The sequence below is a fragment of the Kitasatospora sp. NPDC058478 genome (assembly GCF_042720345.1).
Lineage (GTDB): Bacteria > Actinomycetota > Actinomycetes > Streptomycetales > Streptomycetaceae > Kitasatospora.
The window spans coordinates 38,806-50,750 of record NZ_JBHXML010000040.1; the positions used below are offsets into that span (position 1 = coordinate 38,806).

Below are 11,945 nucleotides of genomic sequence, written 5' to 3' on the forward strand. Positions count from 1 at the left end.
TCGGCCGCGGTGTCCAGCCGGGCGCCGCGGCCGGCAGCCGCTACCCGTTCCCGCAGGTCCGTACCGCTGCGGCGCGCGCGTAGTAGTCGGCGGCGTCGGCGGTGAAGCCGTCCTGTTCCGCGAGACGGCCCGCGCGGTCGAAGTGGTGCCACGCCTCGCCGTTGCGGTCCAGGGTGGACAGGGCCCTCCCGCAGATGTCCAGGAGCATCGCGCGGCGCGCCACGACCTGGTCCTCCGGGGCGAGGTCGAGCGCGCACCGCGCGAGGGTGAGCGCCTTCGCCGGGCGCTCGTTCAGCAGGTGGTACCGGGCCAGGTAGTAGGTCGTGAGCATCTCGGTCTGCGGGCTGCCGGCCCTGCGGGCGAGCTGTGCGGCCCGCTCGTAGCCGAGGCCGGCCAGGTTCGTGTCGCCGAGTGCCTCCCGGGCCTGGGCCAGGTTGGCGGTGGCGATCGCCTCACCCTCGGTGTCGTCGGCGCGCCGGGCCAGGTCGGGTGCGCGCAGCAGGTGCGGCAAGGCCTCCTCGTACCGGCCGTTCTGCCCGAGGACCCAGCCGAGCAGGCTCCTGACGCGGGATTCCGCGTCGGCCTCGGCCAGTTCGACGGCGGAGCCGAGGGCGTGGCCGAGCGGAGCCTCCCAGTCGGCTCCGGGCTGCTGGACGACCAGGGGCCACAGCAGCAGGGCGAGTCGCCACGCCCGGTGGTGGTGCCGGCCGGCGGCGGCCGCCGCGGTGGCGGCGACGAGGTTGCGCCGTTCCCTGGCGTACCAGGCCATGGCCTCCTCCCGGTCGGCGAAGACGGGCGTCGACACCGGCGTCCGGAAGTCCTCCGGGAGCCGGCAGCAGGGTTGGCTGCCCGCCACCGCCGCGCTCGCGGCGGCCAGGGCGGCGTACAGGTAGTGGTCGAGGAGCGGAAGGAGGCGGTCGCCCCCGGGGGCGGGGCCGAGCGAGCGGGCGAACAGCCGGATGAGTCCGTGCAGGGCGTAGCGGTCGTGCCCCCGCTCCTCCACCAGGTTGGCGGCGACGAGGCGTTCCAGCACCGCGCGGCTGCCGGCCGGGCTGTCGTCCGCCAGCGCGGCGACCGCCGCCACGTCGATGTCGGGGCCGAAGTGGTGGGCCAGCAGCCGGAGGACGGCGACCGCGTCCGGCGGGAGGTGGTCCACGCTGACGCGCAGGACGGAGGCGAAGTCGATGCCGTCCACCGCGAGGAAGGAGATCCGCCGCTGCCCGTCGCGGAGTTCCTCGACCGCGTCGCCGAGCGAGCGCTCGGGTCGCACCGCCAGCCGGGCCGCCGCCAGTCGCAGGGCCAGCGGCAGCCCGTCGCACAGCCGCACCAGGCGCCCGGCGGCGCCCGGTTCCGCTCCGACCCGGTCCGGGCCGAGGATGCGGGCGAACAGTGCCTCGCCCTCCCCCGGCCCGAGCCGGTCCAGCAGCAGGGGGCGGGCGCAGTCGCCGGCGACCAGGCTCTCCAGCCGGTTGCGGCTGGTGACGACGGTGGCGCAGCCGTGGGCGCCGGGGAGCAGCGGGCGGACCTGGTCGTAGCTCAGCGCGTCGTCGAGGATGACCAGGAGGCGGCGGTTGCGGAGCAGCGAGCGGTAGAGCGCCTCGGCTGCGGCGGTGTTCTGCGGGATGTCGTCGGGCTGGATGCCGAGCGCGCCGAGGAAGTCCCGGATGACGAAGGCGGGGTCGGCGATCGGGGCGGTGTCGATGAAGCCGCCGAGCCGGGCGAAGAGCACGCCGTCCGGGAAGTCCGCCGCGGCCTGTTGGGCCCAGTGGGCCACCAGCGCGCTCTTGCCGATCCCGGCCGGCCCGGTGACCAGGCAGATGGGCGAGTCGTGTGCGGTGTGCCGCACGGCCGCGTCGAGGGCGGCGAGTTCACGCTTGCGCCCGGTGAAGCCGGCCGGTCGGCGGGGCAGCAGGAGCGGTCGCCGCAGGTCGTTCGCGCCCGGCTGTCCCGCATGTCCCGCGCCGCGGTGCGCGTCGGCCTGGCGGTGCGCGGCCTGCTGCCCGTGGGGGTCCCCGGGCCGGTGCGTGTCCTCCCGTCGGCGTGCGGCGCGTGGCGGGCTGAGGATCCGGTCGTAGGCCTCGACCATCGCGGGGCCCGGGTCGACGCCCAGTTCGTCACCGAGCAGTCGGGCCGTCCGGTGGTAGAGCTCGATGGCCTCGGCCTGCCGGTTCGTCGCCAGCAGGGCGTCGAGCAGGAGCGCCACCAGGGATTCGCGCAGCGGATGCCGGTCCGCCGGGCCGCGCAGCACCGCGACGGCCTCTTCGGCGCGCCGGCCCGCGGTCAGCGCCTGGCCGAGCTCCTCCACCGCGCCGAGCCGCGCCTCCTCCAGTTCCGCTGCTGCGGCGACGACCGGGGGTGTGCCGCAGAGTCCGGCGAGCGCCGGGCCGCGCCAGAGCGCGAGGGCCTTGCGCAGCGCCGGGATCCCGGCCGGTGCGCCGTCGCCGGTGCGCGCTTCGGCGACGGCGGCGCGGAACCGCTCGCCGTCGATGTGGCCGGACGGCGCCTGGAGGAGGTAGCCGTCACAGGCGGTGGCGATGGTGACCGGGCCCACGGGGTGCAGCAGCCGGCGGAGTTGGGAGACGTGCCCCTGGATCACGGTCTTGGCGTGTCTGGGCGGCTGCTCGCCCCACAGGGCGTCGGTGAGGCGGTCGTTCGTGACCAGCGCGTCGTTGGCGAGGAGGAGCATCGCCAGCAAGGTCCGGCGTTTCGGTGGCCCGATCTCGACAAACTGCCCGTTGCACCGGACTTCCACCGGTCCGAGCAGCCGGAATTCCAACAAGGGTCCCTCCCCACTGCCGATCACCTGCGCAATGGGTAAGGCTACCCTTGTCAGTGGACACTCACGCGCACACCCCCGGCTGCGGAGGAGCGGTCAGGGGTGCACACGAGAACGGCGTCCACGGTCCGCCGCCCGCCCACTCAGGTGGTGTCGACCCTGACCGTAACCCGCCCTCGACTGATGGGCGTCACCGGACGTAGTAGGCGCGGTTGTGGGCGGCGACCGGCGGGGACTGGTAGGTCCAGACCCCGGCGGCCGGGGCGTCGGCGATCAGGTGGGCGAGGTCGCGGGCGGACTCCTCCGCGGGGTTGCCGAGGTCGAGCCGGACACGGTCGGCGGTGCGGTCGTCCAGGGCGTAGTAGCGGTAGGGGTGGTAGACGTTGAGCGGGCCGGCGAGCAGCTTGCCCTCGTCATCGGTGCCGTAGCCGGTGATCGGGGTGTTGTTGACGGATTCGGCGGTGAGGCCGATCAGGTTCACGTCGAGGGCGAGGAGTTGCTCGTCGTGGCGGCGCAGCCCGTCCTCCCCGAGGGTGGCCCGGCGGCAGGAGACGGACCAGCGCTCGCGCACGGCGGGGGCGTTGAGCGAGGGCAGCGCGGTCTCGAACCAGCCGGGGTGCTTGGGCTCGGCGTACAGGCGGCGCCCGGCGTCGATGGCGAGCGGGTTGTCGCACAGGACGTGCAGGCGGGCGATGCCGAGCAGCTTGGTCTGGTCGTAACCCCGGGCGTACTGGCCGTAGTTGAGGACCGGGAGGCGGTCCCCGGCGAACACCGGGTGGGCGACCAGGTTGATCTCCAGCTCCTCGGTGATGCCACCGCCGTTCGGGTACTGGGCGAAGTACAGCTGGTAGTTGAGGGACACGCAGGCCCCGCCGTCGAACACGGCGGCGGTCAGGCCGGGGTGGCGCTTGCCGAGCAGTTCGCGCGCCCGCTCGGGCTCGACCAGGTAGTCGACGCCGATGTTGTGCAGCGCGCCGTAGTGGAAGGGCAGGTGGTACGGCTCCGGTACGGGCGGGAGCGGCAGGCCGGTCATGGTGTCTCCGGAAGGGCGGGCGAACGGGTGGCGGGCGAAGGAGCGACGGACGAAGGGGTACCGGCGACGGACACCGGGTGGTGCAGGTCCAGCAGGTCCTGGTGGATCCGGTCGGCGCTGCGCAGGGCGAGGGCGGCCATGGTGAGCGAGGGGTTGGAGGTGCCGAGCGAGGGCATCGAACCGCACCCGACGGCGTACAGGTTGGGGTGGTCCCAGCAGCGCTGCCAGTGGTCGACGACGGAGGTGGCGGGCGAGTCGCCCATGACGTGGGTGCCGCCGGCGTGGCCCGCGCCCCGGTACCCGTAGGCGGTTCCCAGGTGTTCGAGGCGGCCCGGCCACTGCGGACCGGCCGGGTAGGCGGTGTGGTCCTCGGCGCCGAGCAGGGCGAACAGCTGGTCGGAGACGGCCCGGGCCGAGACCATGCCCGCGCGGACGTACTCGTCGAGGTCGTAGCGGACGGCCGGGCCGGGGAGGCCGAGCGGATCGCGCCGGTCCGGGTCGAGGGTGACCCGGTTGGCCGGGTCGGCGGGCTGCTCCAGCTCGAACTGGAGCGAGAACTGACGGCCGAGCCGGTCCCCGAGGCGTGCCCGCAGCTCCTTGCCGCGCAGCCCGGCGGCCAGCAGTGCGGCCGTCTCGGCCTCGGGGGAGCCACCGGCCCAGGACCAGCCCCAGTTGCCGATCTCGATCCGGAACGGGGCCCGGCGGGCGCGGGCCGGGCCGAAGCGGAAGGCCTCCAGGCCGCTGGTGGAGCCGGGCCCCCGGTAGGGGCCGACCTGGCCGGGCATGAGCCCCCAGGTGAGCAGCGCCGGGTGGTCCATCAGGTTGCGGCCCACCTGGTCGCTGCGGTTGGCCAGGCCGGACAGGAGCAGCAGCCGGGCGTTCTCGACGGCGTGCGCGGCGAGGACGACCAGGTCCGCGTCCACCCGGTGGGCCGCGCCGCCGGCCAGGTACTCCACCCCGGTGGCGCGCCCGGTCACCGAGTCGGCGAGCACCCTGGCCACCACGGCCCCGGTGCGCAGTTCGACGCAGGGCGCCCAGCGGGCCTGGGTGCGCAGCGGCGTGTACTTGGCGCCGGTCGGGCAGACCGGGACGCAGCTGGCGCTGCCCGCGCAGGGCGGGCCGAAGCTGTCGCCGGGCCGGGTGGGCAGGCCGTTGCGGGCGTGCGGGGTGCCGGTGACGGCGAGCCGGGCGGGGCCGGACATGGCGGGGTCGCGGACGGTCCGGCCGTCGAGGGCGTGGGCGAGCCGGCGGTCGAGGTGGCTGGCCGGGATGGCCCGCATGGGGAAGGCGTAGTCGTCCGGGATCGGCAGTCCGACGGCGCGGCGCTGCTCCCCGGCGTCGGCGGCGACGCCGAGTTCGTGTTCGGCGGCGCGGTAGTACGGCTCCAGGTCGTGGTAGCCGATCGGCCAGTTGCGGCCTCGGCCGAGGTCGCCGGTGCGGAAGTCCTCGGGGTGCATGCGCGGGGTGAGGCCGGTCCAGAGCAGTCCGGTGCCGCCGTTGGCGCGCAGGTAGCCGCTGGCGTAGGGCAGCGGGCCGTCCTGCCGGAGGTGTCCGGTGGCGGTGAAGCCGCCGCCGGGGAGCCCGGTGAGGTCGGTGACGTCGAGGGACGGAGCGTCGGGGTGGTGCGGGTAGGGCGAGGTGGGCGGGCCGCCGCCGGCCGCGCGGAAGGCGGCGGCGGTCTCGGGCCCGGAGGGCGCGGCCCGGCCGGCTTCGAGGACGAGGACCCGCCGGCCCTGCACGCCGAGGCGGTGGGCGACCAGCGTTCCGGCGAAGCCGGCACCGACCACGACGACGTCCCAGCGGGCGGTCACCGTTCCTCGCCCCCTCGGGGTGCCTCGGCCCAGCTGCCGTGGCCGGGGGCGGCGGCGCCGGGCGGGTCGGCGCGGAAGGTCCGCCAGGCCAGGCCCTGGTCGTAGGCGCGGGCGGAGCTGGGGGTCTCGCCCGGCCAGGCGCCGACGTACCAGAGGTGGACCAGGGCGTGGTCGTCGCGGACCCGGTGGGCCAGGGCGGTGCGGTGGTGCTCGTGCGCCATGCCGGTGGCGCGCAGCTCGGGCTCGTCGAAGCCGGTCAGTTCGGCGCAGACGCGCAGGAACTCGTCGAAGTCGGCGAGGTCGTCGGACGCCCCGAACTCGGCGAGGCAGTCAACGGCAGGATGGTCGTCTGGCACGGACAAGCGGGCACCCCCACGGTCGTCGACGGTGGCCAAGACATGACAGACCGTTGGGTGGGTGAAGTCGGCGGCCCGTCACGGTCTGCCAGCGCGATCCTGCCGCCCGCCGTCGTCACCGGGAACCCGTTGCCCGAATGTGCCCGGTCTTGGCCGTCTCCTGCCCGATCGGCCGCCCACCGCGTTCGGTCGGCGGCTGTTTCCGGTCGGGGAGCGGGGGCTGGCGAGGGTACGGCGAGAGGCCCGGCGGGGCCGGGCGGAGGTCCGACGAGGGGTACGGCGGGGGTCAGCCGAGGGCGCGGACGGCCGCCAGGACGTCGAGGCCCAGCTCCGGGTCCGCCTCCTCCGGCAGGCTGACGGACAGCCGGTCGACGAGGCCCGCGTACCGGCGGGTCAGCTCGCGGGCGACGTCCTCGACCGGACCGGACACCGCGAAGGTGTCGAACACCTCGTCGTCGATCAGTGCGGCCATCTCCGCCCAGCGGCCGCGCACCGAGTGGGTGTGCAGTTCCTCCTGGAGCCCCTCCCACCCGTGCTGGGCCAGCACCGGACGGTAGGCCGGGGTGGAGGCGTAGAACGCCAGCCGCTCCCGCACCCCGGCCCGGTTGGCCGCCAGTTCCTCCTCCGTCCGGCCGGTGGCGGTCAGCACGCTGCCGGCGACCTCGAACGGCCGCGCCGTCCACGGGGCGCCCTCGGCCTCGGCCTGCGCCCGGGCCCCGGTCAGACCGGGCAGCACCTGCTCGGCCAGGTAGGCGGGCGACGAGAACGGGTGACTGAGGAACCCGTCGGCCACCGCCCCGGCCGTACGGGTCATCAGCGGCCCGACGCCGGCCAACAGGATCCTCGGCACCCCGGCGGGGACGGGGTCGGGCGAGAAGACCGGCGTCATCATCGTGTGGGTGTAGAACTCGCCCCGGAAGCGCAGCCGTTCGCCGGTCTGCCAGCTGTGCCAGATCGCCCGCACCGCGTGCACGTACTCGCGCATCCGCGCGGCCGGCCGGTCCCAGGGCATCCCGAAACGCTTCTCGATGTGCGGCTTGACCTGCGAGCCCAGCCCGATGACGGCCCGTCCGCCGGAGGCCGCGTGCAGCCCCCAGGCCTGGTAGGCGAGCGTCATCGGGGTGCGGGCGAAGGCCACCGCGATGCCGGTGGCCAGCTCGATCCGCTCGGTCCGGTCGGCGGCGCGGGCCAGCTGGAGGAACGGGTCGTACGCGGTTTCGGCGACCACCAGGCGGTCCATGCCCCGGCGTTCGGCCCGCTCGGCGGCGTCGAGGATCCCCGCCGGGTGCCCGGAGGCGGTGGCGTCGAGACGGAAGGCGGGGGGTCGGTGCATGGCGGTGCTCCTGGGCGCGGGCTGCGGCGGTACCCGGGTAGCCTCCCACGCCGCCGCCCGGGCCCACCTCCGCAGCCTGCCCTCAGCGTTTGAAGAACTCCACCTCGGCCAGCGCGATGGGGATTCCGGGCCCCGTCCCGGCGGCGGCGCGGACGACCATCGTCACCTTCACGACGTCGCTGACGCCGGTCAGCACCGTCTGCGGGCCCGGCTTGTCGTTCAGCGTCACCTTCTGCTCGTGCACCTTGCCGTCCGAGGTCGTCATCCGCAGGTCCAGGGCGGTGGGCCTGGCCTGCTGCTGGAACTGCTGCGGCTCGGTGGAGGAGCCGGTGTGGATGATGACGTCCACCAGCCGGAACGGGCGGGCGAAGGGGAAGCTGATCGAGTCCCCGACGTTCGGCGCCCCCCAGTAGGTGTTGCTCAGCCCGTCGACGGTCAGCTTCGCGGGATGGCCCTCGACCTCCGCGCTCGCCGCCGCCCCCGTGGGGGAGATCGCCGAGGCGTCGCGGAGCTTGTCCAGCACGTCCTCGTAGATGTTCCGCCCCGCCGGGTAGAACAGCACCCCCGCGACCACCAGCGCCGCCAGCACGAGCAGCGCGATCATCCGGCGCAGGGTGCGGCCGGAGCCGCCGATGCGCACGCGGCGCCGGAACGGCCAGCGGGTGCGCCACCACGGCAGGGCCGCCACGAGTTCGGTGGGGGTCAGCGGTTCCGCGCACCGCCGGCAGAACTTCCGGTCGGGCCGGTTGGGCGTGCCGCACCGGGGGCAGGGTGGGCCGACCTGGGCCTCGTCGGCCGCGGCCGGGCGGACGGTCGGGCGGGGCGCGACCGGCTTGGCGGGCTGCACCGCCACCGGGTCCGCCGCCGCCGGCTGCCGGGCGGCCGTGGGCTGCGGCGGCACCGCACCGGGGCGGACCGGCGGCACCTCGGAGGCGGGTGCGGGTGTAGCAGCGGGCGCGGCGGCGGGCGGCCTCGCCGGCTCGGCGGGCCGGGCGGCAGGCGGTTCGACGGGCGCCGCGGACGGCCGCACGGGCGGTTCCTCGCGCGCCGCGCCGGCGGGCGGAGCAGCGGGCGCAGCAGCGGCAGCAGGCGGGGCGGCGGCGGGCGGAGCGGCGGCAGCAGGCGGCGTGGCGGCAGAGCCGGGAGCCGCGGAGGTGGCGGCAGCCGCCCCCGACCAGCCGAGGTAGGCACCGCAGTTACCGCAGAAGTCGTCCCCGTCCTCGTTGGCCACTCCGCACTCGGGACACGTACGCATTGCTCAGCTCTCTTCCGCACCGAGTGGACCGAGTGGACCGGATGAACCAGGTGAACCAGGTGGACCGGACGGACCAGGCGGCCCGGACAGGACCTCCACCCGGCAGGTCAGGTGGACCGGGCAGGACGCCCGGACGACAGCCAGCACCTGCTCCTCGTCCACCGCCGGGGTGCGCTCGGGCCAGACCCGTACCAGCAGTTCCCCGGAGGGCGCGGGCGGCAACTCCGCGCCCGCGGTGGTGGACCAGGCCACGCCGCCGCCGTCCACGATCTGCGCGCCGACGCCGAGGATCAGCCGCAGCCGTTCCCGGAGCCCGCGCCGGGTGCCCCGCCACCGGTGCAGTTCGACCGCGCGGCCGACCACGGCCCGGCGGACCTCCTCCGGCCAGGCCGGGTCGGTCTCGACGGCGACCCAGTCCGCCAGCCACTCGACGAAGTCGGCCGGGGCCAGGCGCGGTTGGAAGTAGGCGGGCAGGTTGTCCAGGGTGGCGAAGACCGGGGCGAGGACGGTGTCCAGGCCTGCGGTGAACCGCTGGGCGAAGTCGTCCTCGGCGTAGAGCGCGGGCAGGAGTTCACCGATCGGATGCGGGCTGGGCAGCCCGGGGACGGCCGCTCTGCTCATCGCTGACCGTCCGCCGGGAGCGCGGCGACCACGACCTGGTGCTGGTGCGAGAAGACCAGCGCGTCCGGGGCGACGTCGACCCGTTCGGCTGGCGCGCCCCGGCGCCCGGTGATCGGATCCGCCGGGAAGAGCCGCAGTTCCTCGACCGCCGTGACCCCGGCCACCTGCTGGAGCACCGCGAACACCTCCCCGTACTGCACGGCCCGGCCGAACGGCCAGCCACTTCCGTCGGCGCCGCCGCGCAGCGGGTTGAGGTGCCGGAACAGGGCCGCGAGCGCCGCCTCCCGGACCCGGTCGCCGTCCGGGGAGCGGGTCGCGAGCCGGGCGACCACCGTCACCCCCTGGTAGTCGGGCGGTTGGACGACGAGCCGGGTGCCGACGAGCCGCCGCTCGTCCAGGGCCGACGCGATGGCCGACAGCACCTGCTCGCCGGGGATCAGCTGCTCGAACCGCAGGCGGTCGCCCTCGTCCGCGACCGCGTCGGGGACCACCAGCACCCGCACCGCGCCCGCCTCCCCGGCGACGGCCGGCGCGCAGCGCACCCGGGCCGCCGAGGGGGCGGCCTGCCGGGCGATCAGCTCGAAGTCCCCGGCGGTGACGGCCCGTTCCTGGAGCCGCAGCAGGTGGGGGGCGCGCACCTTGGCGTTCTCCACCGTCTCGCCGTCGACCCCGCCCCTGGCCGCCTCGCGGTTGTCGACCCTGGCCACGTACGGGACGGAGCTGCGCAGCACCGTGATCGTCGCCCGGGCGACGTTCCCGGCGGTGCCGCCGCCCGTGCGGTAGTGCGGTACCCGCAGGTGCGCGCCCTTGGGCGGCACCGCGCCGAAGGCGTGCAGGCCGCCGTCGGGTTCCCGGACGGCGGGCGGGAACGCGAACTCGCCCGTGGTCGCGTCGATCACCACGTGCCGGTCGGTCGGCGCCGAGTCGCCGAAGTGTTCGACGGCCGTCCACCGCTCCCAGCCGTCGCCGGCCGCGACCTCGACCACCGGGGGCCCGCCGTCGAGCAGGACGGGCGGCCTGGCGAGCCGGAAGCGCTGGCCCGCGACGCCCTCCGAGGTGCCGAGCGGCGCGTCGGTCACGGTCTGGGCGTGCACGACGGTCGCGGTGCCGCCGACCGTGAACACCTCCGCGCGGCGGATCGTCGGGGACTCCGCGTAGAACGGCTGGCCCGGCTCCGGCGCGGACACCCGGCAGCGCAGCCAGCCCGCCCGGCGCCCGGCGACCACCGAGGCGACCTGCCCGGCGGGCACGAACACCACCACCTCGCCGGGCCGGTTGAGGCCGCCGGTGGTGTCGGAGCCGGTCTCGCAGGCGATCCACCGCGCGCCGTCCCACACCTCCCACGCCAGCGGGGGCTGGCGCGGGTCGACGCCGACGCCCTCGACCCGGCTGTCCAGCCGGACGACGAGGATGCAGCGCGGCACGACGGCGGGCAGCGCGAACAGCATGGCGTCCCCGACCTGGGGGTGCGGCTGGAAGCACGGCACGTCCACGCCGTCGGCCAGCCGCGCCGTGGCGTCGGTCTGCTCCCCCGCGGCGGAGACGGTGACCAGCCGGTCGAGGGAGCTGGGGACGACGGGCAGGTCCTCGGCGGTGGAGAACACCACCGCCTCCTCGGTCTCGGTCCGCAGCGTGGACACCTCGGTGCCCGCCCGCAGCAGCACCGTCTCGGGCTGCGGGGCCGACAGCCAGAAGTCGACCTCGGCGGTCGCCGCGGCCGGCGGGAAGAGCCGGACGCCCAGCAGGTCGAGGAAGGCCGAGTAGTTCTTCTCCGGCACCCGGTTCAGCCGGTAGAGCAGCTGGTCCACCATGTACGCGAAGGTCTCGATCAGGGTGACCCCGGGGTCGGACACGTTGTGGTCGGTCCACTCCGGGGCCCGCTGCTGGACGAACCGCTTGGCCTCGTCGACGAGTTGCTGGAACCGGCGGTCGTCCAGGTTCGGGGAGGGCAGCGCCATCAGCTCACTCCCCCGGTCACGGCGCCCAGGGCACCCGGGACGTCCGGGGCGTCCGGGGCGTCCGGCGAGCTCGGGATGGTGTAGAAGGGAAAGACCAGGTTGCGGCGGTCGTTGGTGGACCGCACGGTGTAGTGGACGTCGATGTAGAGCGTGCCGTCGTCGACGGTGTCGAAGGCGATCACGACGTCGTCCACCTCGATCCGCGGCTCCCAGCGTTCCAGCGCGGTGCGCACCTCGCGCGCGATCCGGCCCGCCGTGCCGCCGTCGCTCGGCGCGAACACGTACTCGTGGATGCCGCAGCCGAACTCCGGGCGCATCGGCCGCTCCCCGGGGGCGGTGCCGAGGATCAGCCGGATGGCCTCCTCGATCTCCCGGTCCCGGTCCACCATGCCGATGCCGCCGGTGGCGTTCACCCGCAGCGGGAAGGCCCAGCCTCGCCCGATGAAGCCGCTCACGCGACGCCCCCGATCAGCACGTTGAGGGCGCCGGTGACGATCTTCGCGCCGCAGGCCGTCTGGTCGCCCATCCGCGCCGCGGGCAGCCCCCCGATCAGGACCAGGCCCCCGGCCGCCGCCTTGGGGCTGGGCATGACGACGTTGCCGGGCCCGAGTTCCACGTGCGGCACGCACACGTGCAGGCTGCCGGTGACGGCGGCCGGGCGGCCGCCGATCAGCACGGTCGCCGCCGCGAGGGCGCCTGGTGGCGGGGTGGTGATGGCACCGCCGTCGCTGGTGGTGTCACCCATCCGGGCTGCGGGGGGCATCTGCGTTCTCCAATCGGGTGGTTCGAGGGGCCGGAGGGT

Annotated in this window: 10 protein-coding genes; all 10 read right to left on the bottom strand. The window is 75.5% G+C overall.

All coding sequences use genetic code 11. From position 1 onward, the window contains the following. Positions 1-40: 40 nt before the first annotated feature. The 10 genes from ACFWPT_RS22795 to ACFWPT_RS22840 all read right to left on the bottom strand — a co-directional run bounded on the left by ACFWPT_RS22795 (position 41) and on the right by ACFWPT_RS22840 (position 11,906). Entirely contained in the window at positions 41-2,803 is a 2,763-nt protein-coding gene (locus ACFWPT_RS22795) for a BTAD domain-containing putative transcriptional regulator (RefSeq protein ID WP_380483792.1), read from the bottom strand. Positions 2,804-2,966: 163 nt separating this feature from the next. After that, positions 2,967-3,809 carry a hypothetical protein gene (locus ACFWPT_RS22800; RefSeq protein WP_063345999.1) on the bottom strand — a complete coding sequence of 281 codons (843 nt, stop codon included), beginning with the start codon at positions 3,807-3,809 and terminating at the stop codon, positions 2,967-2,969. Further along, a complete protein-coding gene (locus ACFWPT_RS22805) occupies positions 3,806-5,620 on the bottom strand; it encodes a GMC family oxidoreductase (RefSeq protein WP_380483794.1) in 1,815 nt (604 codons plus the stop codon). Before ACFWPT_RS22805 ends, ACFWPT_RS22800 begins: the two co-directional genes overlap by 4 nt. Further along, positions 5,617-5,976, bottom strand: coding sequence for a hypothetical protein (locus ACFWPT_RS22810; protein WP_380377694.1), 360 nt, complete (start codon positions 5,974-5,976; stop codon positions 5,617-5,619). Before ACFWPT_RS22810 ends, ACFWPT_RS22805 begins: the two co-directional genes overlap by 4 nt. Before the next feature lie 286 nt (positions 5,977-6,262). After that, positions 6,263-7,309, bottom strand: a complete 1,047-nt coding sequence (locus ACFWPT_RS22815) for a TIGR03617 family F420-dependent LLM class oxidoreductase (protein WP_363373142.1) — start codon at positions 7,307-7,309, stop codon at positions 6,263-6,265. Between the two features lie 82 nt (positions 7,310-7,391). After that, positions 7,392-8,564, bottom strand: coding sequence for an NADase-type glycan-binding domain-containing protein (locus ACFWPT_RS22820; protein WP_380483796.1), 1,173 nt, complete (start codon positions 8,562-8,564; stop codon positions 7,392-7,394). Between the two features lie 3 nt (positions 8,565-8,567). Then, the gene (locus tag ACFWPT_RS22825; protein ID WP_380429348.1) at positions 8,568-9,185 is read right to left on the bottom strand and encodes a phage tail protein; all 618 of its coding nucleotides are present in this window, start codon (positions 9,183-9,185) and stop codon (positions 8,568-8,570) included. Then, positions 9,182-11,143, bottom strand: a complete 1,962-nt coding sequence (locus ACFWPT_RS22830) for a putative baseplate assembly protein (RefSeq protein WP_380483799.1) — start codon at positions 11,141-11,143, stop codon at positions 9,182-9,184. The genes ACFWPT_RS22825 and ACFWPT_RS22830 overlap by 4 nt, the downstream gene beginning before the upstream one ends. Further along, positions 11,143-11,598, bottom strand: a complete 456-nt coding sequence (locus tag ACFWPT_RS22835; RefSeq protein ID WP_380483801.1) for a GPW/gp25 family protein — start codon at positions 11,596-11,598, stop codon at positions 11,143-11,145. Before ACFWPT_RS22835 ends, ACFWPT_RS22830 begins: the two co-directional genes overlap by 1 nt. Continuing rightward, on the bottom strand, positions 11,595-11,906 hold the full coding sequence (locus ACFWPT_RS22840; protein WP_063346007.1) for a PAAR domain-containing protein: 312 nt from the start codon (positions 11,904-11,906) through the stop codon (positions 11,595-11,597). Before ACFWPT_RS22840 ends, ACFWPT_RS22835 begins: the two co-directional genes overlap by 4 nt. Positions 11,907-11,945 lie beyond the last annotated feature (39 nt).

Excerpts from the sequence above, each read along its gene's own strand:
- ACFWPT_RS22815 (WP_363373142.1), bottom strand. The coding sequence starts at position 7,309 with ATGCACCGACCCCCCGCCTTCCGTCTCGACGCCACCGCCTCCGGGCAC.
- ACFWPT_RS22820 (WP_380483796.1), bottom strand. The coding sequence starts at position 8,564 with ATGCGTACGTGTCCCGAGTGCGGAGTGGCCAACGAGGACGGGGACGAC.
- ACFWPT_RS22830 (WP_380483799.1), bottom strand. The coding sequence starts at position 11,143 with ATGGCGCTGCCCTCCCCGAACCTGGACGACCGCCGGTTCCAGCAACTC.
- ACFWPT_RS22800 (WP_063345999.1), bottom strand. The coding sequence starts at position 3,809 with ATGACCGGCCTGCCGCTCCCGCCCGTACCGGAGCCGTACCACCTGCCC.
- ACFWPT_RS22825 (WP_380429348.1), bottom strand. The coding sequence starts at position 9,185 with ATGAGCAGAGCGGCCGTCCCCGGGCTGCCCAGCCCGCATCCGATCGGT.
- ACFWPT_RS22840 (WP_063346007.1), bottom strand. The coding sequence starts at position 11,906 with ATGCCCCCCGCAGCCCGGATGGGTGACACCACCAGCGACGGCGGTGCC.